This is a genomic window from Pseudomonas reidholzensis (assembly GCF_900536025.1).
Taxonomy (GTDB): domain Bacteria; phylum Pseudomonadota; class Gammaproteobacteria; order Pseudomonadales; family Pseudomonadaceae; genus Aquipseudomonas; species Aquipseudomonas reidholzensis.
The window spans coordinates 43,346-66,516 of sequence record NZ_UNOZ01000033.1 but is presented as its reverse complement, the minus strand read 5'-3'; the positions used below and the strand labels follow the sequence as shown (position 1 = coordinate 66,516).

Sequence of the window (23,171 nt, the reverse complement as noted above, 5' to 3'; positions counted from 1 at the left end):
AGCGACGAGCGACGCCACCGCCTGATAGGAGATACTCAATGAAGTTGCCGATCTACCTCGATTACTCCGCGACCACCCCGGTCGACCCACGCGTGGCCCAGAAAATGGCCGACTGCCTGCTGGTCGACGGAAACTTTGGTAACCCGGCGTCGCGCTCCCACGTGTTCGGCTGGCGCGCCGAAGAAGCGGTCGAAAACGGCCGTCGCCAAGTAGCTGAGCTGATCAACGCCGACCCGCGCGAGATCGTCTGGACCAGCGGTGCTACCGAGTCCGACAACCTGGCGCTGAAGGGTGTTGCGCACTTCTATCAGACCAAGGGCAAGCACATCATCACCTCCAAGATCGAGCACAAGGCGGTACTCGATACCGCTCGCCAGCTCGAGCGTGAAGGCTTTGAAGTCACCTACCTCGAGCCAGGCGATGACGGCATCGTCACCCCGGCCATGGTCGAGGCCGTGCTGCGCGACGACACCATTCTGGTGTCGCTGATGCACGTCAACAACGAAGTCGGCTCGATCAACGACATCGCCGCCATCGGTGAACTGACCCGTTCGCGTGGCGTGTTGTTCCATGTCGACGCCGCCCAGTCGGCCGGCAAGGTCGAGATCGACGTGCAGAAGCTCAAGGTCGACCTGATGTCGTTCTCGGCGCACAAGGTCTACGGCCCTAAAGGCATCGGCGCGCTGTACGTCAGCCGCAAGCCGCGGGTTCGCCTGGAAGCCATCATTCACGGCGGTGGCCATGAGCGCGGCATGCGTTCGGGCACCCTGCCGACCCACCAGATCGTCGGCATGGGCGAGGCCTTTGCCATCGCCAAGCAAGAGATGGCCAGCGAAAACGTGCGCATCAAGGCCCTCAGCGACCGCTTCTTCAAGCAGGTCTCGGACCTCGAAGAGCTGTACGTCAACGGCAGCCAGACCGCCCGCGTACCGCACAACCTGAACCTCAGCTTCAACTACGTTGAAGGCGAGTCGCTGCTGATGTCGCTCAAGGACATCGCGGTCTCGTCGGGTTCGGCCTGCACCTCCGCTTCGCTCGAGCCGTCGTATGTACTGCGCGCTCTGGGCCGTAACGACGAGCTGGCACACAGTTCGATCCGCTTCTCCTTCGGCCGCTTCACCAGCGAAGAAGAAGTCGACTACGCCGCGCAGAAAGTCTGCGAGGCGGTAAACAAGCTGCGTGAGCTCTCGCCGCTGTGGGACATGTACAAAGACGGCGTCGACATCTCCAAGATCGAGTGGGCCGCCCACTAAGCAGTCGCCGGCAAGAGCGGCTCCCTGATGAGGAAGGAATTGCACCATGGCATACAGTGAAAAGGTCATCGACCACTACGAAAACCCGCGCAACGTCGGCAAGATGAATGCTGACGATCCGGATGTCGGCACCGGCATGGTCGGCGCGCCGGCCTGCGGCGACGTGATGCGTCTGCAGATCAAGGTCAACGAGCAGGGCGTCATCGAAGACGCCAAGTTCAAGACCTACGGCTGCGGTTCGGCCATCGCTTCCAGCTCCCTCGCCACCGAGTGGATGAAGGGCAAGACCCTGGACGAAGCCGAAACCATCAAGAACACCCAGCTGGCTGAAGAGCTCGCGCTGCCACCGGTCAAGATCCACTGCTCGGTACTCGCTGAAGACGCCATCAAGGCGGCCGTACGCGATTACAAGCAGAAAAAAGGCTTGATCTGAGTCGTACGACGCAAAGGTAAGGAGTTCAGATGGCTATCAGCATGACAGAAGCCGCCGCCAACCACGTGCGGCGTTCCCTCGACGGGCGTGGCAAGGGTGAAGGCATTCGCCTGGCCGTGCGCACCACTGGCTGCTCGGGCCTGGCCTACGTGCTGGAGTTCGTCGACGAAGTGGCAGGTGAAGACCAGGTGTTCGAGAACCACGGCGTGAAGGTCATCATCGACCCGAAAAGCCTGGTCTACCTCGACGGCACCGAGCTGGACTTCGTCAAGGAAGGGTTGAACGAAGGCTTCAAGTTCAACAACCCCAACGTGCGCGGTGAATGTGGCTGCGGCGAAAGCTTCAATGTCTGAGGCTTGATGTGGGTACTCCTTGCCATTTCGCGCTGTTTGACCTCCAGCCGGGCTTTCGCCTGGACCTCGACAAGCTGGCCGTTCGCTACCGCGAACTGGCCCGCGAGGTCCATCCCGATCGTTTTGCCGACACCTCCGAGCGCGAGCAGCGCATTGCCCTGGAAAACTCGGCAGCGCTGAACGACGCCTACCAGACCTTGCGCAGCGCGCCCCGGCGCGCCCGTTACCTGCTGGCCATCAGTGGCCACGAAGTGCCGCAGGAAGTCACCGTGCACGACCCGGACTTCCTCCTGCAGCAGATGGAGCTGCGCGAAGAGCTCGAAGAGCTGGCCGATCTCGATGCGGTCGGTGTGTTCAAGAAGCGCCTCAAGGCCGCTCAGGACACCCTGAACGACGATTTCGCTGCCTGTTGGAACGACCCTGCCCAGCGTGAACAGGCCGAGCGCCTGATGCGCCGCATGCAGTTCCTCGACAAGCTCGCCCAAGAAGTGCGCCAGTTGGAAGAGCGCCTCGACGATTAACCCGGCGTTGTCCGTGACGACGCCTAAGGTATCTAGATAAGCATGGCCCTACTGCAGATCGCCGAACCCGGTCAGAGCCCCCAGCCGCACCAGCGTCGCCTGGCCGTGGGGATTGACCTGGGCACCACCAATTCCCTGGTTGCCGCCTTGCGCAGCGGCCGCAGCGAGCCGCTGCCCGATGTTCAGGGCAATGTCATCCTGCCGTCCGCGGTGCGCTACCTGGAGGGCGCCATCGACGTCGGCCAGGCGGCCCGTGAAGCGGCGCCGAGCGACCCGCTGAACACCATTCTGTCGGTCAAGCGCCTGATGGGGCGCGGCCTGGCCGACGTCAAGCAGCTTGGCGAACAGCTGCCGTACCGCTTTGTCGGTGGCGAGTCGCACATGCCGTTCATCGACACCGTCCAGGGGCCGAAAAGCCCGGTGGAAGTGTCTGCCGACATCCTCAAGGTGCTGCGTCAGCGCGCCGAGGAAACCCTCGGTGGTGACCTGGTGGGTGCGGTGATCACCGTCCCGGCGTACTTCGATGACGCCCAGCGCCAAGCAACCAAGGATGCCGCCAAGCTGGCCGGGCTGAACGTCCTGCGTCTGCTCAACGAGCCGACCGCGGCTGCCGTGGCCTATGGCCTGGACCAGAACGCCGAAGGCCTGGTAGCGATCTTCGACTTGGGTGGCGGCACCTTCGACATCTCCATCCTGCGCCTCACCGCAGGCGTCTTCGAAGTGCTGGCCACTGGTGGCGACACTGCCCTGGGCGGCGATGACTTCGATCATGCGATTGCCGGTTGGATCATCGAGCAAGCGGGCTTGTCCGCTGATCTCGACCCCGCCACCCAGCGCCTGCTGCTGCAGACCGCCTGTGCCGCCAAGGAAGCCCTGACCGACGCCGACGTGGTCAGCGTGCGCCATGGCGCCTGGCAGGGCGAGCTGAGCCGCAGCGCCTTCGAGGCCATGATCGAGCCGATGATCGCCCGCAGCCTCAAGGCCTGCCGGCGTGCCGTGCGTGACAGCGGCGTCGAGATGGAAGAGGTCGCTGCGGTGGTCATGGTCGGTGGTTCGACCCGCGTGCCGCGTGTCCGCGAAGCGGTCGGCACGCTGTTCGGGCGTACCCCGCTGACCTCGATCGACCCGGACCAGGTGGTTGCCATTGGTGCCGCGATCCAGGCCGATACCCTGGCCGGCAACCGCCGCGAAGGCGGTGAGTTGCTGCTGCTGGACGTCATTCCGCTGTCGCTCGGTCTCGAGACCATGGGCGGCCTGATGGAAAAGGTGATCCCGCGTAACACCACGATCCCGGTGGCCCGCGCCCAGGAATTCACCACCTACAAAGATGGCCAGTCGGCCATGATGATCCACGTCCTGCAGGGTGAGCGCGAGCTGATCAGCGACTGCCGCTCGCTGGCGCGCTTCGAGCTGCGCGGCATCCCGGCGATGGTTGCCGGTGCGGCGAAGATCCGCGTGACCTTCCAGGTCGACGCCGATGGCCTGCTCAGCGTCGCCGCCCGCGAGCTGGGCTCGGGCGTGGAGTCGAGCATTCAGGTCAAGCCGTCGTACGGCCTGACCGACGGTGAGATCGCACGCATGCTCAAGGACTCCTTCGAGCATGCCGGCACCGACAAGCAGGCGCGCCAGCTGCGCGAGCACCAGGTCGACGGCGAACGCCTGCTCGAAGCGGTGCAGGGCGCATTGGACGCCGATGGCGAGCGCCTGCTGAGCGCCGAAGAGCGCGAGGCGATTGCCTTCCAGATGCAACAACTACGTGATTTGCTGGCCGGCACCGATGGCCCCGCCATCGAGCAACAGACCAAGCGTCTGTCGCAGGTGACCGATGCATTTGCCGCCCGTCGCCTTGATTCGACGGTCAAAGCCGCACTGGCCGGGCGCAACCTGAATGAGATCGAGGAGTAACCGATGCCCCAGGTGAAATTCCTGCCGCATGAGAAGTTCTGCCCGGAGGGGCTGGTGGTCGAGGTGCCGAGCGGTACCAACATCCTGGAGCTGGCTCACGAGCACCACATCGAGATGGAAAGCGCCTGTGGCGGGGTCAAGGCCTGCACCACCTGCCACTGCGTCGTCCGCCAGGGCTTCGACTCGCTGGAAGAAGCCGACGAGCTGGAAGAAGACATGCTGGACAAGGCCTGGGGCTTGGAAGCACAGTCGCGCCTGGGTTGCCAGGTGGTGGTCGGTGACGACGACCTGACCATCGAGATCCCCAAGTATTCCCTCAACCACGCCGCCGAAGCGCCGCACTGAGCCTGGAGGCTGGCATGAGTCTGAAATGGGTTGATGTACTTGAGATCGCCATCCAGCTTGCGGAAAGCAAGCCGGACGTCGATCCTCGTTATGTAAATTTCGTCGATCTGCACCGTTGGGTGCTGGCCCTGCCAGAATTCAGCGACGATCCGTCACGCGGCGGTGAGAAAGTGCTGGAGGCCATCCAGGCGGCCTGGATCGACGAAGCCGACTGAGCGTTATCTGCAGGTTAGGCAATCCCCTGGAACCCGCGTATAATTCGCGGGTTTAATTTTTCGCAACACTCAATTTTCTGGAGTTACCATGGCTGTTCAACGTACTTTCTCGATCATCAAGCCTGACGCAGTTGCCAAGAACGTCATCGGCAAGATCACTTCGCGCTTCGAAGAAGCTGGCCTGAAAATCGTTGCTTCGAAAATCAAGCAACTGTCCAAAGCCGAAGCCGAAGGCTTCTACGCTGAGCACAGCGAGCGCGGTTTCTTCGGTGACCTGGTTGCCTTCATGACTTCCGGTCCGGTTGTCGTTCAGGTTCTGGAAGGCGAAAACGCCATCGCTCTGAACCGTGAGCTGATGGGCGCTACCAACCCTAAAGAAGCTGCTGCCGGCACCATCCGTGCTGACTTCGCTGAATCGATCGACGCCAACGCCGTCCACGGTTCGGACTCCGAAGCTGCTGCAGCTCGCGAAATCGCTTACTTCTTCGCAGCTACCGAGGTAACCACTCGCTAAGCGAAAGCTTACGGGTGAGGGTGAATCCATGACGACATCTACTGGCAAAATCAACCTGTTGGGTCTGACCCAGCCGGAAATGGAACAGTTCTTCGACTCTATCGGGGAGAAGCGCTTCCGTGCCGGTCAGGTAATGAAATGGATTCACCATTTTGGCGTCGATGATTTCGCCGCCATGACCAATGTCGGCAAGGTCTTGCGCGAAAAGCTCGAGGCTGTTGCCGAGATTCGGCCACCGGAAGTGGTCAGTGAAGACATTTCCGCCGACGGCACCCGCAAATGGGTGATCCGCGTTGCCTCCGGCAGCTGCGTCGAGACCGTCTACATCCCGACTGACGACCGCGGTACCCTCTGCGTCTCGTCCCAGGCCGGCTGCGCCCTGGACTGCAGTTTCTGCTCCACCGGCAAGCAAGGCTTCAACAGCAACCTCACCGCCGCCGAAGTGATTGGCCAGGTGTGGCTTGCGAACAAATCCTTCGGTACCGTCCCCGCCAAAGTCGACCGCGCCATTACCAACGTGGTGATGATGGGCATGGGCGAACCGCTGCTCAATTTCGACAATGTCATCGCCGCCATGAAGATCATGATGGATGATCTGGGCTATGGCATTTCCAAGCGTCGCGTCACCCTGTCCACCTCGGGCGTGGTGCCGATGATCGACGAACTGGCCAAGCACATCGACGTCTCCCTGGCGCTGTCGCTGCACGCGCCGAACGACGAACTGCGCAACAAGCTGGTGCCGATCAACAAGAAGTACCCGCTCAAGGTGCTGCTCGAGTCGTGCATGGGCTACATGGCGACGCTCGGTGGCAAGCGCGTGCTGACCGTCGAGTACACCCTGCTCAAGGACGTCAACGACCAGCCTGAGCACGCTACGCAGATGATCGAGCTGCTGCGCGACGTGCCGTGCAAGATCAACCTGATCCCGTTCAACCCGTTCCCGCATTCCGGTTACGAGCGGCCGAGCAACAACGCCATTCGCCGTTTCCAGGACCTGCTCCACCACGGCGGCTTCAACGTCACCACCCGCACCACCCGTGGCGAAGACATCGACGCTGCCTGTGGTCAGCTGGTCGGCCAGGTCATGGACCGCACCCGCCGCAGCGAGCGCTACATTGCCGTGCGTCAGCTCAACGACGACGTGCAGGTGCAAGACAGCGCCGCGCGCCACTGACCGAGAACCCCGCCATGACCCTGCGCGCCGCGCTGTCGCTCCTGACGCTGTTGCTGCTGGCCGGCTGCGTTGCCGGCGGCGCGGGCGATCGGCTGGCGAGCGAGCAGGGGCGGGGCGAGGCAGGGCGGGCCTATGTGCAGTTGGCGCTGGGCTATTTGCAACAAGGTTTGACCGAACAGGCCAAGCCACCCTTGGCCAAGGCGCTGGCCCTGAACAGCCGTGACGCCGATGCGCACGCGGCCCTGGCCCTGGTGTTCCAGGCCCAGGGCGAGCCGGCGCTGGCGGACCGGCACTTTCGCACTGCGCTCGCCCAGCGGCCCGACGACACGCGGATTCGCAACAATTACGGCAGTTTCCTATATGCTCAAGGGCGTTTTCGCGAAGCCGAAGTGGTGTTTCGCCTGGCTGCCGCCGATACCCTGTATCCTCAGCGCTCGCGGGTGTACGAGAGCCTCGGCCTGACGGCGCTCAGGCAGGACCGCCGCGATGAAGCCCGCGAACATCTGCACAAAGCCCTGCAACTCAACCCGCGGCAACCAAAAGCGTTGCTCGAAATGGCTGAGTTGTCCTACGAAAACAGGCATTATGTGCCGGCCCGGGATTACTACGATCGGTTCAGCCAACTGAGCGACCACGATGCCCGCAGCCTGCTGGTGGGCAGCCGCCTGGCGCGGGTGTTCGATGAACCGGCGACGGTGGCCGAGCTGGGCCAGCAACTACAACGACTTTATCCCGGTACGCCGGAATATCAGCAATACCTGTCGGAGCAACGATGAAAGCCGCGCATCCCGAAGTAGCAGCAGCGACTCACCAGAACCCCGGTGAGGTCTTGCGCCAGGCCCGCGAAAACCGCGACTGGTCGCAGGCCGAGGTCGCCCGCAAGCTCAACCTTACCCTGAGTTCGCTGAACAACCTCGAATCCGGCGCCTTCGACAAGCTGCCAGGGCACACCTTCGCCCGTGGTTACATCCGTGCCTACGCCAAACTCATGGACCTGGACCAGGCGCCCTTGGTGGCTGCCTTCGACCAGTACACCGGGACCCACGCCCAAGGCAGTGAGGTGCACTCGCTGGGGCGCATCGAGGAGCCGGTGCGCCTGTCGCACAACGTCATGCGGGTCGTCAGCCTGGTGCTGCTGGTGATCGTCGTCGGCGGTGGCTTCTTCTGGTGGCAGGACCAGACCAGCCTGCGCGGCACCGACCTGGCCAAGATCGCCCTGGAGCACGTCGAAGTCGAAAGCGCCGACGGCACCACCCAGATCCACCCGCTGGACGAGCCGGAAGACCAGGCCGTCAGCGCAGGCCAACAACCTGAGTCGTCACCGCTGCCGCTCGAGCAGGCCCCGGCCGGCGAGACCAGCGGCTCGGCCAACGAAGAGGCCACGCCAGCGGCCACTACGCCACCTGCCGCCACTGTCAGCACCGCGCCGAGCGCCGCCGCAGCAACGCACGCGCCGGTCGCCCCGGCCGCCCCTGCGCCAACTGCGCCGGCCGCACCTGCTGCAGTCGCCAGCGCACCGGCCCCTGCCGCCCCCGCGGCCGAAAGCCCGGCGCCGGCCGGCAGCGCCAAGGTCGCGATCCACTATGTCGCCGATTGCTGGACCCAGGTCTCCGACGGCAACGGCAAGGTGCTGTTCAGCGCCATCAAACGCAAGGGTGACAGCCTGGAACTGACCGGCAAGCCGCCGTTCGCGGTACGCCTGGGCTTCGCCCGTGGCGCCCAGGTCAGCTTCAACGGCCAGGCCGTCGACGTTGCACCGTTCACCAGTGGCGAGACCGCTCGCCTGAAGTTGGGACAGTAATCCATGCACGGCGAATCTCCGATCAAACGTCGCGAATCTCGCAAGATCTGGGTCGGCAATGTGCCGGTGGGCGGCGATGCGCCTATCGCGGTGCAGAGCATGACCAACACCGACACCAATGACGTCGCCGCCACGGTCGGGCAGATCCAGCGCCTGGTCGACGCCGGCGTCGACATCGTCCGCGTCTCGGTACCGGACATGGACGCCGCCGAAGCCTTCGGCCGGATCAAGCAACTGGTCAGCGTGCCGCTGGTCGCCGACATCCACTTCGACTACAAGATCGCCCTGCGCGTGGCCGAACTGGGCGTCGATTGCCTGCGCATCAACCCCGGCAACATCGGCCGCGAAGACCGCGTGCGCGCGGTGGTCGATGCCGCCCGTGATCGGGGTATCCCGATCCGCATCGGGGTCAACGCCGGCTCGTTGGAAAAAGACCTGCAGAAGAAGTACGGCGAACCGACCCCAGCCGCGCTGGTCGAGTCGGCGATGCGCCATGTCGAGCACCTCGACCGCCTGGATTTCCAGGACTTCAAGGTCAGCGTCAAGGCCTCCGACGTGTTCATGGCCGTCGAAGCCTACCGCCTGCTGGCCAAGCAGATCGTCCAGCCGCTGCACCTGGGCATCACCGAAGCCGGTGGCCTGCGTTCAGGGACAGTGAAATCCGCCGTCGGCATCGGTATGCTGCTGGCCGAAGGGATTGGCGACACGATTCGTATTTCCCTGGCCGCTGACCCGGTCGAAGAAGTGCGCGTCGGTTACGACATCCTCAAGTCGCTGCGCCTGCGCTCGCGTGGGATCAACTTCATCGCCTGCCCGAGCTGCTCGCGGCAGAACTTCGATGTGGTCAAGACCATGAACGAGCTCGAAGGGCGCCTCGAAGACCTGCTGGTGCCGCTCGATGTCGCGGTCATCGGCTGTGTGGTCAACGGCCCCGGCGAGGCCAAGGAGGCGCATGTCGGCCTCACGGGCGGTACGCCGAACCTGATCTACATCGACGGCAAGCCGGCGCAGAAACTGAACAATGACAACCTGGTCGACGAGCTGGAACGGCTCATCCGCCAGAAAGCGGCCGAAAAGGTCGAGGCCGACGCGGCGCTCATCGCCCGCGGCTGAAACACAGATTCGTAAGGACTTTTCGTGAGCAAATCGCTGCAAGCCATCCGTGGCATGAACGACATCCTGCCTGAGCAGTCGCCGCTGTGGCGCTACTTCGAGGGCACCGTGGCCGGCCTGCTGGACGGCTATGGCTACAGCCAGATCCGCACGCCGATCGTCGAGTTCACCGAGCTGTTCAAGCGCTCGATCGGTGAAGTGACCGACATCGTCGAAAAAGAGATGTACACCTTCGAGGACCGCAACGGTGATTCGCTCACCCTGCGCCCCGAGGGCACTGCCGCCTGCGTGCGTGCCGTGCTCGAGCATGGCATCACCGGCAACGGCCAGGTGCAGAAGCTCTGGTACACCGGCCAGATGTTCCGCCACGAACGCCCGCAGAAAGGCCGCTACCGCCAGTTCCACCAGATCGGCGTCGAGGTGTTCAACCTCGATGGTCCGGACATCGACGCCGAGCTGATCATGCTCACCTGGCGCCTGTGGGGCCAGCTGGGCATCCAGGACGCGGTTAAGCTCGAGCTCAACAGCCTGGGCACCAGCGAAGCCCGTGCCCGCTACCGTGACGCGCTGGTCGAGTTTCTCTCGGCGCGCCTCGAGCAGCTCGACGAAGACAGCCAGCGTCGCCTCAAGAGCAACCCGCTGCGCATCCTCGACAGCAAGGACGCCGGTACCCAGGCGGTACTGGTCGGCGCACCGAAGCTGGAAGACTACCTCGACGAAGCATCGCGCGTGCACTTCGAAGGGCTCAAGGCCCGCCTCGATGCCGCCGGCATTCCGTTCGTGCTCAACACCAAGCTGGTGCGTGGCCTGGACTACTACAGCAAGACCGTCTTCGAATGGGTCACCGACAAGCTCGGCGCCCAGGGCACGGTCTGCGCCGGCGGTCGTTATGACGGCCTGGTCGAACAGATGGGCGGCAAGCCGACCCCGGGCGTGGGCTTTGCCATGGGCATCGAGCGCCTGATCCTGCTGCTGGAGACCCTGGGCAAGGTGCCAGAGTCGATCAGCCGGCAGATCGACGTCTACCTGTGCGCCTTTGGCGAGCAGGCCGAGCTGGCCGCACTGACCCTCTCCGAGCGCCTGCGTGACCAGTTGCCGGGCCTGCGCCTGGCGGTCAACGCCGGTGCTGGCAGCTTCAAGAGCCAGTTCAAGAAGGCCGACAAGAGCGGGGCGCTGTTCGCCCTGATCATGGGGGACGACGAACTGGCGCAACAAGTGGTAGGTTTCAAGCCCCTGCGTGGCCAGGGCGAACAACAGAACATTGCCTGGGATGCTCTGGCAGAGCATCTGCAAGCCGCTCTCGCACAGGCGTGAAGCGGTCAACCAGCCGAAATTGCTGAAATAGGAGTATTGGGGTGTCGAGTACCGATGATGATGGCCTGGTTGCGGCCAAGGACTGGTGGGACCGCAACGGCAAGCCGCTGCTGACCGGCGCCCTGCTGGCTGCGGCCCTGGTAATGGGCTGGCAGACTTGGCACAAGTACCAGAGCAACCAGTCGCAAGGCGCTTCTGTGCTGTACCAGAACCTGCTGGAAACGACCCTGACGCCGACCGGCGAGCCTGACGCAGGCAAGGTCGCGGAGTTGTCCGGCAAGCTCAAGAGCGAGTTCGGTGGCACCGCCTACGCCCAGTACGGCAGCCTGTTCGTGGCCAAGGTCGCGGTCGACAGCGGCAAGCTGGACGATGCCGCCGCCGAGCTCAAGAGCGTCATGGACAAGCCGGCCGATGTGACCCTGGGCGAAATCTCGCGCCAGCGTCTGGCCCGTGTCCTGGCTGCCCAGGACAAGGCCGACGAGGCCCTCAAGCTGCTTGCAGGCGACGCTGACAAGGCGTTCCAGGCCAGCCGTGAAGAGCTCAAGGGCGACCTGCTGGTACAGCTGGGTCGCGCCGCTGATGCACAGAGTGCATACGAAAAAGCCAAGGCCGCGCTGTCTGATGAAGCCGCGGTCGGTGGCCTGCAACTGAAGCTCGATGACCTGGCCAAAGGGGACGCTTGACGTGATCGGTTGGAAACAAGCAGCAGTGCTGACCCTGGCCGTACTGGCCGCGGGTTGCAGCAGCAACAGCAAGAAGGAACTGCCTCCGGCCGAGCTGACCAAGTTCACCGAAGAAGTGGTCTTGAAAAAGCAGTGGAGCCGTTCGATCGGTGACGGCCAGGGTGATTCGTACAATACCCTGGTACCGGCCATCGAAAACGACCGTATCTACGCCTCCGACGTCAATGGCGAAGTCTTTGCCCTGGACCGCATCACCGGTGACGTGGTGTGGAAGAAGGACCTCGACCTGCCGGTTTCCGGCGCGGTCGGCGTAGGCTATGGCCTGGTCATGCTCGGCACCCTCAAAGGTGAAGTGATCGCCCTGGACAGCAGCACCGGTGAGGAGCGCTGGCGCTCCCGCGTTACCAGTGAAGTGCTGGCGCCGCCTGCCAACAACGGTGACGTTGTGGTGGTGCAGACCCAGGACGACCGCCTGATCGGTCTCGATTCGGCGACGGGCGACCGTCGCTGGATCTACGAGAACACCCCGGCAGTACTGACCCTGCGTGGCACCGGTGCGCCGATCGTGACCAACCGCCTGGCCATTGCTGGCCTGTCGACTGGCAAGGTCATCGCCGTTGACATCCAGAACGGTATCCCGGTGTGGGAAAGCCGCGTGGCCATCCCGCAGGGCCGTTCGGAACTCGACCGCGTAGTGGATATCGACGGCGGCTTGCTGCTGTCTGGTGGTACCCTGTACGTCAGCACCTACCAGGGCCGCGTTGCGGGCCTGGACCTGGAAAGCGGCCGCGTGCTGTGGCAGCGTGATGCTTCCAGCTACGTGGGTGTCGCCCAAGGCTTTGGCAACGTCTACGTCAGCGAGGCCTCGGGTACCGTCGAGGGCGTCGACGAGCGTTCGTCCAGCGCCCTGTGGAGCAACGATTCCATGGCTCGCCGTCAGTTGTCGGCCCCGGAAGTGTTCTCCAGCTACGTGGCGGTCGGTGACTTCGAGGGTTACCTGCACCTGTTGAGCCAGGTCGATGGTCGCTTCGTCGGCCGTGAGCGTATCGACAGTGATGGCCTGCGCGCCCGCCCCCTGGTGGTCGGCGACACCATCTATGTCTTCGGCAACAGCGGCAAGCTCGAGGCACTGACCATCCGCTGAAGCTATGCTTGAGGCCTGCAGGCCTCGAGCTGCGGCGCACGATGCGCCGCGCGAACTCCGGCCGCTGCCCTGCAGCGGCCTTTGCATTTTCGAGAATTCAAGAGTGGAGAGCCGTATGGTTCCCGTAATCGCCCTGGTGGGGCGGCCGAACGTCGGCAAGTCCACCATGTTCAACCGTTTGACCAAAACCCGTGACGCCATCGTTGGCGACCTGTCGGGCCTGACCCGTGATCGCCAGTACGGCGATGCCACCTGGCAGGGGCGTTCGTTCATCCTGGTCGACACCGGTGGTATCACCGGTGACGAAGTCGGCATGGACGAGAAGATGGCCGAGCAGTCGCTGATGGCCATCGAGGAAGCCGACTACGTGTTGTTCCTGGTCGACGCCCGCGCCGGCATGACCGCCGCTGACCAGATGATCGCCGATCACCTGCGCAAGCGGAACAAGTCGGCCATCCTGGTCGCCAACAAGATCGACCACATCGACCCTGACCTGGCACGCGCCGAGTTCTCGCCGCTGGGCATGGGCAACGCGATTCCGGTGGCCGGCTCGCAGGGCCGTGGCATCAATGCGCTGATGGAAGAAGTGCTCGGTCACATCCCGCGCGACCAGGAAGAAGAAGCCCTGGACCAGGAAGTGGCCGAAGGCCAGGAAGCCTTACGGATTCCAGGCCCGAGCGAAAAAGATGGCATCAAGATCGCCATCATCGGTCGCCCCAACGTCGGCAAGTCGACCCTGGTCAACCGCATGCTCGGCGAAGAGCGCGTGGTGGTCTACGACGAGCCGGGCACCACCCGCGACAGTATCTACATCCCGTTCGAGCGTGATGGTGACAAGTACACCTTCATCGACACCGCCGGGGTGCGCAAGCGCGGCAAGATCCACGAGGAAGTCGAGAAGTTCTCGGTGGTCAAGACGCTGCAGGCGATCAAGGACGCCAACGTGGTGATCTTCGTCATGGACGCCCGCGAAGGCGTGGTCGACCATGACCTCAACCTGCTGGGCTTTGCCCTGGAAGCCGGCCGCGCCATCGTCATCGCCCTGAACAAGTGGGATGGCATGGAGTCGGGCGAGCGTGACTACGTCAAGACCGAGCTGGAGCGCCGGCTGTTCTTCGTCGACTTCGCCGACATCCACTTCATTTCCGCGCTGCATGGCACGGGCGTGGGCAACCTGTACAAGTCGGTGCAGGCCGCGTTCATGTCGGCGGTCACCCGCTGGCCGACCAGCCGCCTGACGCAGATCCTCGAAGACGCCATCAGCGAGCACCAGCCGCCGTTGGTCAACGGTCGCCGGATCAAGCTGCGCTATGCCCACCTGGGTGGCGCCAACCCGCCGCTGATCGTGATCCACGGCAACCAGACCGACAAGATCCCGCGGTCGTACTCGCGTTACCTCGAGAATACCTATCGCCGGGTACTGAAGCTGGTCGGTACGCCGATCCGCATCGAGTACAAGGGTGGCGAGAACCCTTACGAGGGTAACAAGAACACCCTGACCGACCGCCAGGTCAACAAGAAGCGCCGCTTGATGTCGCACCACAAGAAGGCCGAGAAGAAGCGCAAAGACAAGCGCTGATTCACTCAGGTGTTCACACAGGGGCCGCTTTGCGGCCCCTGTGCATTGGGCGATTGTTTCAACCTTTTTCCTGACTGCTCGATCCGCTATGCTCGGACACCATCCCGCGCCGGATACACCCCAGGAAAGAGGGCTCCATGATCCGCAGCAAACTGCCGAATGTCGGCACGACCATCTTTACCACCATGTCGCAGCTGGCTGTGCAGACCGGCGCGCTGAACCTTTCCCAAGGCTTCCCTGACTTCAACGGCCCGCAGGCACTGCTCGATGCGGTCGGCCGGCATGTGGCCGCCGGGCACAACCAATATGCGCCAATGACCGGCCTGCCAGCCCTGCGCCAGCAGGTCGCGGCCAAGGTTGCCCGCCTGTATGGCGTGCAGGTCGATGCCGATCACGAAGTGACCATTACCCCTGGCGCCACCGAGGCGATCTTCTGCGCGATCCAGGCGGTGATCCAGGCCGGGGACGAGGTCATCGTCTTCGACCCTTGCTACGACAGCTACGAACCTGCGGTGGAGCTGGCCGGCGGGCGCTGTGTGCATGTGCAGCTCAGCGACGGCGACTTTCGCATCGACTGGCAGGCGTTCAGCGACGCCCTCAGCCCGCGCACGCGCATGGTCATCCTCAACTCGCCGCACAACCCCAGCGGCGCGCTGATCACCCGCGAAGACCTCGACCAACTGGCCCAGCTGATCGCCGAGCGTGATATCTACCTGGTCAGCGACGAAGTCTACGAGCACCTGATCTATGACGGCGTGCGCCACGCCAGCGTGCTCGCCCACGAGCAGTTAGCTGCGCGGGCGTTCGTCATCAGCTCGTTTGGCAAGACCTACCACGTCACCGGCTGGAAAACCGGCTATGTGATCGCGCCCCCGGCGCTCAGCGCCGAGCTGCGCAAGGTCCATCAATACGTCAACTTCTGTGGGGTGACGCCGTTGCAGTGTGCGCTGGCCGACTTCATGGCCGAGCACCCCGAGCATGTCGAGCAGCTGCCGGGCTTCTACCAGGCCAAGCGCGACCTGTTCTGCGACTTGCTGCAGGGCTCGCGGTTCACCTTTACCCGCACCCCCGGCACGTATTTCCAGCTGGTCGATTACTCGCAGATCCGTACCGACCTGAACGACGTCGACATGGCCCTGTGGCTGACCCGCGAACACGGCGTGGCGAGCATTCCGGTGTCGGTGTTCTACCAGCGACCCATCCCCGAGCAACGCCTGCTGCGCCTGTGCTTTGCCAAACGTGAGGAGACGCTGCGACACGCAGCGGAAAAACTATGCGCGATCTGAGCCAACTGCCCAACCTGAGAATCGCCCTGGTGCAAAGCACCCTGGCCTGGCACGACCGCGAGGCCAACTATGCGCACTTCGAGGAGTTGCTCAAGCCGCTGGCCGAGCTCGACCTGGTGATCCTCCCGGAGATGTTCACCACCGGCTTCTCGATGGACTCCGAGGCCTTGGCCGAGCCGGAAAACGGCCCGACCTACAAATGGCTCAAGGCCCAGGCGAAAAAGCTCGATGCGGTGATCACCGGCAGCGTGATCGTCCAGGCCGCGGACGGCAGCCACCGCAACCGCCTGTTGTGGGCGCGGCCGGACGGCGAGGTGCTGTACTACGACAAGCGCCACCTGTTCCGCATGGCCGGTGAGCACAAGCACTACACGCCGGGTGAGCGGCGGGTGCAGTTCGAGCTCAAGGGCTGGCGGGTCCGCCCGCTGATCTGCTACGACCTGCGCTTCCCGGTGTGGAGCCGCGATGCCCAGGACACCGACCTGCTGCTGTACACCGCCAACTGGCCTGCGGCGCGGCGCCTGCACTGGAACCGGCTGCTGCCGGCGCGGGCGATCGAGAACCTGTGCTTCGTGGCGGCGGTGAACCGGGTCGGTACCGATGGCAAGGGCTTTGCCTATTCAGGCGACAGCCAGGTGCTGGACTTCCAGGGTGAGAGCCTGTTGAGCGCGGGTGAGGCGGACGGGGTGTTTACCGTGGTCCTGCGCGCGGCTGAGCTGGCGGCGTACCGCACCCGGTTCCCGGCCAACCTGGATGCCGATACCTTCGATCTGCACTGAAGTCGGTGCAGTCAGTGCTGGCCCCATCGCGGGCAAGCCCGCTCCTACAAGGCCCGCAAACCGGGCTGAGCCCCAATGGTGGACGGGTATCCAACATTGGGGCGCAGCTCAAATATCTGTAGGAGCGGGCTTGCCCGCGATGGGGCCGCAGTCAATCAGTACACATCCCGCCGATAACGCCCATCCTCGACCAGTTGCTGCACGGTCTCCTCGCCGAGAATACCCTTGAGCGCCGCATCCACCCCAGCCGCCATCCCCAGCAGGCTGCCGCAGACATACACGCAAGCCCCCTCAGCCACCCAGCGACGGACTTCTTCGCGCTGCTCCAGCAACACATCCTGCACATACACCTTCTCGACCTGATCCCGCGAAAACGCCAGGTCCAGCCGCTGGAGGTCGCCACTGCCCAGCCAACCCTGCAACTCGGCGCCACACAACAGGTCATGCGCGCGGTTACGCTCGCCGAACAGCAGCCAGTTACGCTGCTCGCCCTGGCTGATCCGTGCCTTGAGCAAGCTACGCAGCCCGGCCAGCCCTGTCCCGTTGCCAATCAGGATCACCGGCGCTGGCGCCTCAGGCAGGTGGAAGCCGCTGTTACGGCGCAGGCGCAGACTGACGCTGCCCTGTACCGGCAGGTATTCGGTCAGCCACCCCGAACCCAGGCCGAGGTGGCCGTCAGGGTGACGTTCCTGACGCACGATCAATTGCAGCTCGCCATCGCTGGCAATCGAGGCGATCGAATATTCACGGCTGCCGATCGGCACCAGGGCGTCCACCAGCGCCTGCGCGTGCAGGCCTATCAGGTGCTCGCGGCTGCTCGGCAGCTGGCGGGCCGCCAGGGCTTGGCCGAGCGTTTCGGTCAAACCGTCACGTTGCACCGGGGTGTTGCTGTCCAGGCCCAGGCCAGCGAGCAAGGCGTCTACCCGCGGCTGGCCATTGCGCGGCAGGACCTCCACCAGGTCACCGGCCGCCCAACGCGCAGGGGCTTCGGCGTGCAGCCCGAGCAGGTACACCGGCAAGCCCTGGCTCCCGGGGTTGAGCCGCTCGCGGCGGGTCAGCGTCCAGTTGCCGAAGCTCGCGGGCTGCCAGGCGGCAACCGGCTGCGTCCCGGTAAGCTGTGCCAGCGCCTGTTGCCATTGCTGCAGGGCCGCCGAGTCGGCGTTGTCCACTTCAACCGGGCTGAAGGCGCTGCTCGCACCGCGCTCGCCCAGCCACGCCTGCAGGCGTCGGGCAAAGCCGCAGAAGTGCGGGTACTGGCGGTCGCCTAGGGCGAGCAGGGCGTAATCGAGGTGGTCCAGCGGCCAGGCCTGGCCGAGCACCTTGCGCTCGAAGGCGCGCGCGCTGTCGGGCGCTTCGCCATCGCCGAAGGTGCTGACCACGAACAGCGCCCGACGTGCCTGGCGCAGGTCGTCTTCACCCAGCTCACCCAGCGCGCGGACCTGCACCGGCAGCCCCGCCGCCTGCAATTGCCCGGCGCTTTGCCAGGCCAGTTGCTCGGCGAAGCCGCTCTGGCTGGCAAAGCCGATCAGCCAGCTGTCAGCGGAGCTCGAGGCGCTGCCCACCGCACCGCGCGCAGCACGCACCTGGCGCTTCTTGCGCCGGCGATCGAGGTACAGCAACCAGCCGGTGACGAAGAACAGCGGCATGGTCAGGCTGGCCACGGTGACGATGATCCGCCCCGGCAGGCCGAAGTAGCTGCCGACGTGCAAGGCATACACGCTTTGCAGCAGTTGCGCCTTGAACGACTTGTCGGCGTAGCGCTCGACGCGCTTGAACTGGCCGCTGGCCGGGTCGAGGGTGACGGTGTTGAAGGCGCGTTCATGCGCGGCGTCGTCGAGCAGGTAGAACAGCGTCGCAGGCTGGCCACCGGCGGGCGGCAAGCGCAGGTTGTAGGCCGCAAGGGTGGGGCCTGCGGTGTGCTTGAGGTTGTTCCAGATGGCGTCGTAGTCGACCACCAGCGGCGGCGCGTTCTTGTCGACTTTTTGCGGACCATGGCGGCCGCGGCCTTCACCGCGTTTTTGCTGTTGGCCGGCGGCCGGCGCATCCGCCAGCAGCTTGTTCAGGCCTTCGCGGTACCACTCATAGGACCAGAACAGGCCGGTCAGGGCGAACAGGAGGTAGAACAGCAGGCACCAGGTGCCGGCCACGGCATGCAGGTCCCAATTGAACGCGCGGCCCTTCTTGGCCCAGTCGAAGGTCAGCCAGGCGCGCCAGTTCAAGGGCTTGCGCGGCCAGCGCAGATACAGCCCGGACAGGCAGAAGAACACCAGCATCAAGGTGCACGCGCCGGTGATCTGCCGGCCGGTGTCGCCACTGGCAAGGAAGCGGTGCAGTTGCAGCATCAGGTCGAAGAAGCCTTGCCCGGCGACTGCGCCCTTGAGCTCGCCGCGGCGTTCACCGGGCGCGGGGGTGAAGAAGATGCGTGCGGCGTTGCCCTCGCGGGTATCGACCCAGAGCATGGCGACTTTGTCGGCTTGCGCGGCCTCGACCCGGCGCACCAGTTCGGCCGGCGGCAACACGCCTTCGTCGCGCACCTGCACCTTGAGCACGTCGGCATTGAACAGGCGCAGCAGTTCTTCCTGGAACGACCAGATCGCCCCGGTGGTGCCCATCAACGCCAGCACCAGGCCAGCGGTGATGCCAAAGAACCAGTGCAATTGGAACAGCGACTTCTTCACCACATCGATCACCTTGTCTTGCCGCTCTGAACCGGGCGGTGGGCATTATGCCTTGGTACGCAAAAGCCCCGCTCACTGGAATGAACGGGGCTTGGGGTGACGCCTTTAGAAGTGGACGCTGGTGGTCAGCAAGGCCGTGCGTCCCGCCGCCTGGTTGGCGAAGTGGGTGGAGAAGGCCTTGTCGTAGTACACCTCGTCGGTGAGGTTCTGCACGTTCAACTGCAGGTCGACGTTCTTGGTCAGCTTGTAGGCGGCCATGGCGTCGTAGCGCACGTAGCTGTCGACCATGGTGGTGTTGGCGACGCTGCCGAACACATCATCCACGTAGAACGCACCGCCACCGATGGTCAGCTTTGGCGTGATGGCGTAGGTGGTCCACAGGCTGGCGCTGTTGTTCGGGGTGTTGGGCAGCTGGTTGCCGTCGTTGGCCTTGCCCAGGGCGCCGCCGTCGATCTGGCGAGCCTGCAGGTAGGTGTAGCCGGCGAACACTTGCCATTTGTTGGTCAGCTTGCCGCTGGCCGACAGCTCGATGCCCTGCACGCGGGTTTCGCCGACGTTTTCGTAGGTGGTGGTGCCGACCTGGACGCGGGCATTTTCCTTTTCAGTACGGAACAGCGCAGCGGTCAGCGACAGGCGCTCGTCGAGCAGGTCCCACTTGGTGCCGATCTCGTAGTTGGTGGTTTCTTCGGGCTCCATGTCAGTGCTCAACAGGTTGCCTTGGCGGTCGGTGGTGTTACCCAGCGGGTTGCCTTCCATGCCTTCGCCGAGCGAGGCGCCCGGAGGGGTAGCGGAGGTGGCGTAGGAGACATAGATGCTGCCGTTGTCGGCCGGTTTCCACACCAGGCCCAGTTGGCCGGTGACGAACTCGCTGGTGTCGCTGCCCTTGGACACGACCCCTTTGCTGTTCACCGCCGTGCTGCCATCGGCGTTGTAGCCGCGGTACTGGGTGTCGAAGTGGTCGTAGCGCAGGCCCATGTTCAACAGCCACTGTGGGCTCAGCTCGAGGGTGTCGAACACGTAGATGGCGCGGGTATTACTCTTGGTATCGGTGCCGGCATAGTTGCGCGAAATGGCGCCGTTCCACGGATCATCCGGGTTCGGGTTGCTCAGCGAGGTGCAGTTGTAGCCGCTGTTGGCGCCGATCAGGCCCGGGTTGCAGGTGCTTGTCGTTGCACCGCCAGTGTTGGTGTCGACGTTGTAGGTAGAGCGCTTGCTCTCCTCACGGCTCAGCTCGATACCGGTAGAGAAGCTGTTCTTCAGCCCGCCCAGGTAGAACTCGCCAAACAGGTCGGTCTGGTTGGTGGTGGTGGAAGTGTTGCCGACACGGGTGTTGGCCCGACGCCAGACGCTGCCATTGTTGACGTTGGCCTTGCTGTCATCGGGCTGGGTGAGGATGTAGTCCTGCATGCTGTTGCCGTGACGCAAGGTGTTCTTGACGGTCAGCGAGTCGCTCAGGTCGTGCTCGATGGCGAACGTGGCAATATCCACGCGGCTCTTGCGGAAGTCACGCCCGGTCAGGCCATAGAAGTTGTCGGAATCGCCGCCGGCGTATGGCTTGCTCGGATCAGCCGAGGTGCGGTTGCCGGTGCCGCCGGTGGGCACGGTGTACGGAATGCCCGAATCCGGCAGATCGTCGCTTTCCAGGTGGTAGTAGTCAAGGTTGACGCGGGTCGGCGTACCGAGGCCGAAGGCCAGCGACGGGGCGATACCCCAACGGTCGTAGTTGACCTTGTCGCGGCCGGCGACGTTGCTCTCGTGGGTCATCAGGTTCAGGCGGCCGGCAACGGTATCGCTGAACTGGTAGTTGCCGTCGAAGGTGTAGCGTTGGGTCTGGTCGCTGCCCCAGGTCCAGGCGCCATCCAGGGAGTTGCCCAGGTGTGCACGTTTGCTTACCAGGTTGATCGTGCCGCCCGCCGCGCCACGGCCGCCGATCGCCGAGTTCGGGCCTTTGGCCACTTCCACGGACTCCACGGCGAAGATCTCGCGGGTCTGCGCGCCGGTGTCGCGCACGCCGTCCAGGTAGGTGTCGCCCTGGGCGTCAAAGCCACGGATGAACGGACGGTCACCTTGCGGGTTGCCACCTTCACCGGCACCAAAGGTAATCCCCGGCACGGTGCGCAGGGCATCCTGCAGGCTCAGGGCGTTGGTGTCCTTGATCACCTGCTGGGGGATCACGGTGACCGAGCGCGGCGTGTCCACCAGCGGCGCGGTGTACTTCTGCGACGCGGCTTTCTCGACCTTGTAATCGGTGCTCGCCTGCTCGGCCTTGCCGTCGATGCTGGTGGCATCGAGGGTGACGGCAGGCTCGGCGGCATACACCGAAGTGGCACTGATGGCCACGCCGATGGCGGACGCGAGCAGACGTGGTGAACTCACAGCAGATGGCACGTGGCGCATTTTTATTAGCCTTCCCCAAGGTATGAAGGCGGCGGATAGTAATGTAAGGAAATGTAAGGAACAATTGAGAAGCGTTACCATTCATGCTGAATTTACAATCTTTACAATTTATCCTTACGGTTTTTCCGGTCTCATCCGTCGTATTTGGCGAGCGGGGGCTTGTGCGGCGTAAAAGGGAATCAATATCATTGGTGCACCTCCCTCCCACTCGGTGCCGCCAGCATGCTGCTTCACATTCCCGGACTGTTCGACGCAGAAGAACTCGCCCGTATTCGCGAGGCGCTGGCGCAGGCGGACTGGGCGGACGGCAAGATCACCGCGGGCCATCAGTCGGCCAAGGCCAAGCACAATCTGCAGTTGCCCGAGGCGCACCCCTTGGCCAAGGAGATCGGCAGCGCGCTGATCGAGCGGCTCTGGCGCAACCCGCTGTTCATGTCGGCGGCCCTGCCGCACAAGGTGTTCCCGCCGCTGGTCAACTGCTACCGCGAGGGTGATAACTTCGGCTTTCACATCGACAACGCCCTGCGCCAGCCCCAGGGCAGCAGCGAGCGGGTGCGCACCGACCTGTCCTCGACGCTGTTCCTCAGTGAGCCGGACGCCTACGACGGCGGCGAACTGGTGATCCAGGACACCTACGGAGTCCAGCAGATCAAGCTGGCGGCCGGTGACATGGTGCTGTACCCCGGCACCAGCCTGCACAAGGTCAACCCGGTCACCCGCGGCGAGCGCCTGGCAGTGTTCTTCTGGACCCAGAGCCTGGTCCGGGAAGACAGCCAGCGGTCGCTGCTGTTCGAGATGGACAACGCCATCCGCCAGCTGAGCGCCGATGTGCCGGAGCATCCGTCGTTGCTGCAACTGACCGGGACCTACCACAACCTGCTGCGTCGCTGGGCCGAGGTCTGAGCATGTCGTATCAATTGCGCCGTGAAGAAGTGGTCGATGTCGCCGGGCTGCAGGCCATGCTCGCCGACAGCCCCGGCAAGGCCGCCCAGGCGATCCTGGCAGCGGCGGGGCAGGGCGTGGTCGAGGCGCAGTCGCTGCTCGGCCAGATCCTCCTCGATGGGCGCGGGATCGAGCGTGATCCGCGGGTCGCCCGGCAGTGGTTCGCGATTGCTGCCGAGGGCGGCAGTGCGATGGCCCACAACATGCTCGGGCGCTGTCACGAGCATGCCTGGGGCGGCGATGCGGACTTGCCGCAGGCCGCCTTGCATTACCAGGCGGCTGCACGCGCGGGGTTGGATTGGGGCTTGTACAACCTTGGCAACCTGCTCGCGACCGGGCGTGGGGTCGAGGTCGACCACGGCGTTGCCTTGGCCTGCTACGAGAAGGCCGCGCACCTGGGGCATGCCAAGGCGATGAACCTGTATGGCCGCTATCACGAGCAGGGTATCGCCACGCCGGCGAGCCCGGCACGGGCGTTGCGCTGGTATCGGCGTTCGGCCGAGGCGGGGGATTTTCGCGGGATGTTCAGCTTGGCCATGGTGTTGGCCGAGCGCGGTGAGATGGCCGAGGCCGGGCCTTGGCTGGCGCGTGCGCGGGTCGAGGGGAATGTGAACTTCCTGCGCAGTGCAGTGGTGACCTTGCAGGGCGCTGGCGCGGTGCTCGCCGACGAGGCCGTTGCCTATGGAGAAGCGCTGCGGCAGCGGGAGCTGGCTTAGCGGTGACTGCTTCGCGGGTAAACCCG

Annotated in this window: 22 protein-coding genes; 20 read left to right on the top strand and 2 right to left on the bottom strand. The window is 64.2% G+C overall.

Translation table 11 applies throughout. From position 1 onward, the window contains the following. The first annotated feature begins 38 nt into the window (after positions 1-38). The 18 genes from CCOS865_RS24255 (at position 39) to CCOS865_RS24170 (ending at position 16,412) form a co-directional block, all read left to right on the top strand. Positions 39-1,253 (top strand): IscS subfamily cysteine desulfurase, encoded by a 1,215-nt coding sequence (locus CCOS865_RS24255; RefSeq protein WP_119145644.1) that lies wholly within the window; start codon positions 39-41, stop codon positions 1,251-1,253. A gap of 46 nt (positions 1,254-1,299) precedes the next feature. Next, positions 1,300-1,686 carry a Fe-S cluster assembly scaffold IscU gene (iscU, locus tag CCOS865_RS24250; RefSeq protein WP_011532337.1) on the top strand — a complete coding sequence of 129 codons (387 nt, stop codon included), beginning with the start codon at positions 1,300-1,302 and terminating at the stop codon, positions 1,684-1,686. A gap of 29 nt (positions 1,687-1,715) precedes the next feature. Continuing rightward, a complete protein-coding gene (gene iscA / locus CCOS865_RS24245; RefSeq protein ID WP_119145642.1) occupies positions 1,716-2,039 on the top strand; it encodes an iron-sulfur cluster assembly protein IscA in 324 nt (107 codons plus the stop codon). Positions 2,040-2,047: 8 nt separating this feature from the next. After that, a complete protein-coding gene (gene hscB, locus CCOS865_RS24240) occupies positions 2,048-2,560 on the top strand; it encodes a co-chaperone HscB (protein WP_119145640.1) in 513 nt (170 codons plus the stop codon). 42 nt (positions 2,561-2,602) lie between these two features. Then, a complete protein-coding gene (gene hscA / locus CCOS865_RS24235; RefSeq protein WP_119145638.1) occupies positions 2,603-4,465 on the top strand; it encodes a Fe-S protein assembly chaperone HscA in 1,863 nt (620 codons plus the stop codon). Between the two features lie 3 nt (positions 4,466-4,468). After that, positions 4,469-4,810 (top strand): ISC system 2Fe-2S type ferredoxin, encoded by a 342-nt coding sequence (fdx, locus tag CCOS865_RS24230; RefSeq protein ID WP_119145635.1) that lies wholly within the window; start codon positions 4,469-4,471, stop codon positions 4,808-4,810. Between the two features lie 14 nt (positions 4,811-4,824). Next, positions 4,825-5,025 (top strand): Fe-S cluster assembly protein IscX, encoded by a 201-nt coding sequence (gene iscX, locus CCOS865_RS24225; RefSeq protein WP_024762959.1) that lies wholly within the window; start codon positions 4,825-4,827, stop codon positions 5,023-5,025. Between the two features lie 88 nt (positions 5,026-5,113). Next, positions 5,114-5,539 (top strand): nucleoside-diphosphate kinase, encoded by a 426-nt coding sequence (ndk, locus tag CCOS865_RS24220; protein WP_119145633.1) that lies wholly within the window; start codon positions 5,114-5,116, stop codon positions 5,537-5,539. Between the two features lie 28 nt (positions 5,540-5,567). Further along, a complete protein-coding gene (rlmN, locus tag CCOS865_RS24215) occupies positions 5,568-6,713 on the top strand; it encodes a dual-specificity RNA methyltransferase RlmN (RefSeq protein WP_119145631.1) in 1,146 nt (381 codons plus the stop codon). A gap of 14 nt (positions 6,714-6,727) precedes the next feature. Continuing rightward, a complete protein-coding gene (gene pilW, locus CCOS865_RS24210; RefSeq protein ID WP_119145629.1) occupies positions 6,728-7,489 on the top strand; it encodes a type IV pilus biogenesis/stability protein PilW in 762 nt (253 codons plus the stop codon). Beyond that, the gene (locus tag CCOS865_RS24205) at positions 7,486-8,514 is read left to right on the top strand and encodes a RodZ domain-containing protein (RefSeq protein ID WP_119145628.1); all 1,029 of its coding nucleotides are present in this window, start codon (positions 7,486-7,488) and stop codon (positions 8,512-8,514) included. Before pilW ends, CCOS865_RS24205 begins: the two co-directional genes overlap by 4 nt. A gap of 3 nt (positions 8,515-8,517) precedes the next feature. Then, complete coding sequence (gene ispG, locus CCOS865_RS24200; RefSeq protein WP_119145626.1) at positions 8,518-9,627, top strand: flavodoxin-dependent (E)-4-hydroxy-3-methylbut-2-enyl-diphosphate synthase; 1,110 nt, start codon at positions 8,518-8,520, stop codon at positions 9,625-9,627. A gap of 24 nt (positions 9,628-9,651) precedes the next feature. After that, positions 9,652-10,941, top strand: coding sequence for a histidine--tRNA ligase (gene hisS, locus CCOS865_RS24195; protein ID WP_119145624.1), 1,290 nt, complete (start codon positions 9,652-9,654; stop codon positions 10,939-10,941). Between the two features lie 41 nt (positions 10,942-10,982). After that, the gene (locus CCOS865_RS24190) at positions 10,983-11,624 is read left to right on the top strand and encodes a tetratricopeptide repeat protein (protein ID WP_119145622.1); all 642 of its coding nucleotides are present in this window, start codon (positions 10,983-10,985) and stop codon (positions 11,622-11,624) included. Position 11,625: 1 nt separating this feature from the next. Then, positions 11,626-12,768 carry an outer membrane protein assembly factor BamB gene (gene bamB / locus CCOS865_RS24185; protein WP_167469101.1) on the top strand — a complete coding sequence of 381 codons (1,143 nt, stop codon included), beginning with the start codon at positions 11,626-11,628 and terminating at the stop codon, positions 12,766-12,768. Between the two features lie 115 nt (positions 12,769-12,883). After that, a complete protein-coding gene (gene der, locus CCOS865_RS24180; protein WP_119145618.1) occupies positions 12,884-14,347 on the top strand; it encodes a ribosome biogenesis GTPase Der in 1,464 nt (487 codons plus the stop codon). A 137-nt stretch (positions 14,348-14,484) separates the two neighbouring features. Further along, positions 14,485-15,633 carry a pyridoxal phosphate-dependent aminotransferase gene (locus tag CCOS865_RS24175; protein ID WP_119145616.1) on the top strand — a complete coding sequence of 383 codons (1,149 nt, stop codon included), beginning with the start codon at positions 14,485-14,487 and terminating at the stop codon, positions 15,631-15,633. Then, the gene (locus tag CCOS865_RS24170; protein ID WP_119145614.1) at positions 15,621-16,412 is read left to right on the top strand and encodes an amidohydrolase; all 792 of its coding nucleotides are present in this window, start codon (positions 15,621-15,623) and stop codon (positions 16,410-16,412) included. The genes CCOS865_RS24175 and CCOS865_RS24170 overlap by 13 nt, the downstream gene beginning before the upstream one ends. Before the next feature lie 155 nt (positions 16,413-16,567). On the opposite strand, the gene CCOS865_RS24165 is transcribed toward CCOS865_RS24170, so the two are convergent. After that, on the bottom strand, positions 16,568-19,093 hold the full coding sequence (locus CCOS865_RS24165) for a sulfite reductase flavoprotein subunit alpha (protein WP_119145612.1): 2,526 nt from the start codon (positions 19,091-19,093) through the stop codon (positions 16,568-16,570). Positions 19,094-19,195: 102 nt separating this feature from the next. After that, positions 19,196-21,487, bottom strand: coding sequence for a TonB-dependent receptor (locus CCOS865_RS24160; RefSeq protein ID WP_119145610.1), 2,292 nt, complete (start codon positions 21,485-21,487; stop codon positions 19,196-19,198). A gap of 222 nt (positions 21,488-21,709) precedes the next feature. Between CCOS865_RS24160 and CCOS865_RS24155 the strand changes: the two genes are divergently transcribed. After that, complete coding sequence (locus CCOS865_RS24155; RefSeq protein ID WP_119145608.1) at positions 21,710-22,390, top strand: Fe2+-dependent dioxygenase; 681 nt, start codon at positions 21,710-21,712, stop codon at positions 22,388-22,390. Positions 22,391-22,392: 2 nt separating this feature from the next. Further along, the gene (locus CCOS865_RS24150) at positions 22,393-23,145 is read left to right on the top strand and encodes a tetratricopeptide repeat protein (protein ID WP_119145607.1); all 753 of its coding nucleotides are present in this window, start codon (positions 22,393-22,395) and stop codon (positions 23,143-23,145) included. Positions 23,146-23,171 lie beyond the last annotated feature (26 nt).

What these genes read in the sequence shown, in the direction of transcription:
- CCOS865_RS24255 (WP_119145644.1), top strand. Translation starts at nt 39, where the DNA reads ATGAAGTTGCCGATCTACCTCGATTACTCCGCGACCACCCCGGTCGAC.
- CCOS865_RS24150 (WP_119145607.1), top strand. Translation starts at nt 22,393, where the DNA reads ATGTCGTATCAATTGCGCCGTGAAGAAGTGGTCGATGTCGCCGGGCTG.
- iscU (WP_011532337.1), top strand. Translation starts at nt 1,300, where the DNA reads ATGGCATACAGTGAAAAGGTCATCGACCACTACGAAAACCCGCGCAAC.
- CCOS865_RS24170 (WP_119145614.1), top strand. Translation starts at nt 15,621, where the DNA reads ATGCGCGATCTGAGCCAACTGCCCAACCTGAGAATCGCCCTGGTGCAA.
- CCOS865_RS24205 (WP_119145628.1), top strand. Translation starts at nt 7,486, where the DNA reads ATGAAAGCCGCGCATCCCGAAGTAGCAGCAGCGACTCACCAGAACCCC.
- fdx (WP_119145635.1), top strand. Translation starts at nt 4,469, where the DNA reads ATGCCCCAGGTGAAATTCCTGCCGCATGAGAAGTTCTGCCCGGAGGGG.
- ispG (WP_119145626.1), top strand. Translation starts at nt 8,518, where the DNA reads ATGCACGGCGAATCTCCGATCAAACGTCGCGAATCTCGCAAGATCTGG.
- CCOS865_RS24160 (WP_119145610.1), bottom strand. Translation starts at nt 21,487, where the DNA reads ATGCGCCACGTGCCATCTGCTGTGAGTTCACCACGTCTGCTCGCGTCC.
- ndk (WP_119145633.1), top strand. Translation starts at nt 5,114, where the DNA reads ATGGCTGTTCAACGTACTTTCTCGATCATCAAGCCTGACGCAGTTGCC.
- iscX (WP_024762959.1), top strand. Translation starts at nt 4,825, where the DNA reads ATGAGTCTGAAATGGGTTGATGTACTTGAGATCGCCATCCAGCTTGCG.
- iscA (WP_119145642.1), top strand. Translation starts at nt 1,716, where the DNA reads ATGGCTATCAGCATGACAGAAGCCGCCGCCAACCACGTGCGGCGTTCC.
- CCOS865_RS24175 (WP_119145616.1), top strand. Translation starts at nt 14,485, where the DNA reads ATGATCCGCAGCAAACTGCCGAATGTCGGCACGACCATCTTTACCACC.
- CCOS865_RS24155 (WP_119145608.1), top strand. Translation starts at nt 21,710, where the DNA reads ATGCTGCTTCACATTCCCGGACTGTTCGACGCAGAAGAACTCGCCCGT.
- pilW (WP_119145629.1), top strand. Translation starts at nt 6,728, where the DNA reads ATGACCCTGCGCGCCGCGCTGTCGCTCCTGACGCTGTTGCTGCTGGCC.
- hscA (WP_119145638.1), top strand. Translation starts at nt 2,603, where the DNA reads ATGGCCCTACTGCAGATCGCCGAACCCGGTCAGAGCCCCCAGCCGCAC.
- der (WP_119145618.1), top strand. Translation starts at nt 12,884, where the DNA reads ATGGTTCCCGTAATCGCCCTGGTGGGGCGGCCGAACGTCGGCAAGTCC.
- rlmN (WP_119145631.1), top strand. Translation starts at nt 5,568, where the DNA reads ATGACGACATCTACTGGCAAAATCAACCTGTTGGGTCTGACCCAGCCG.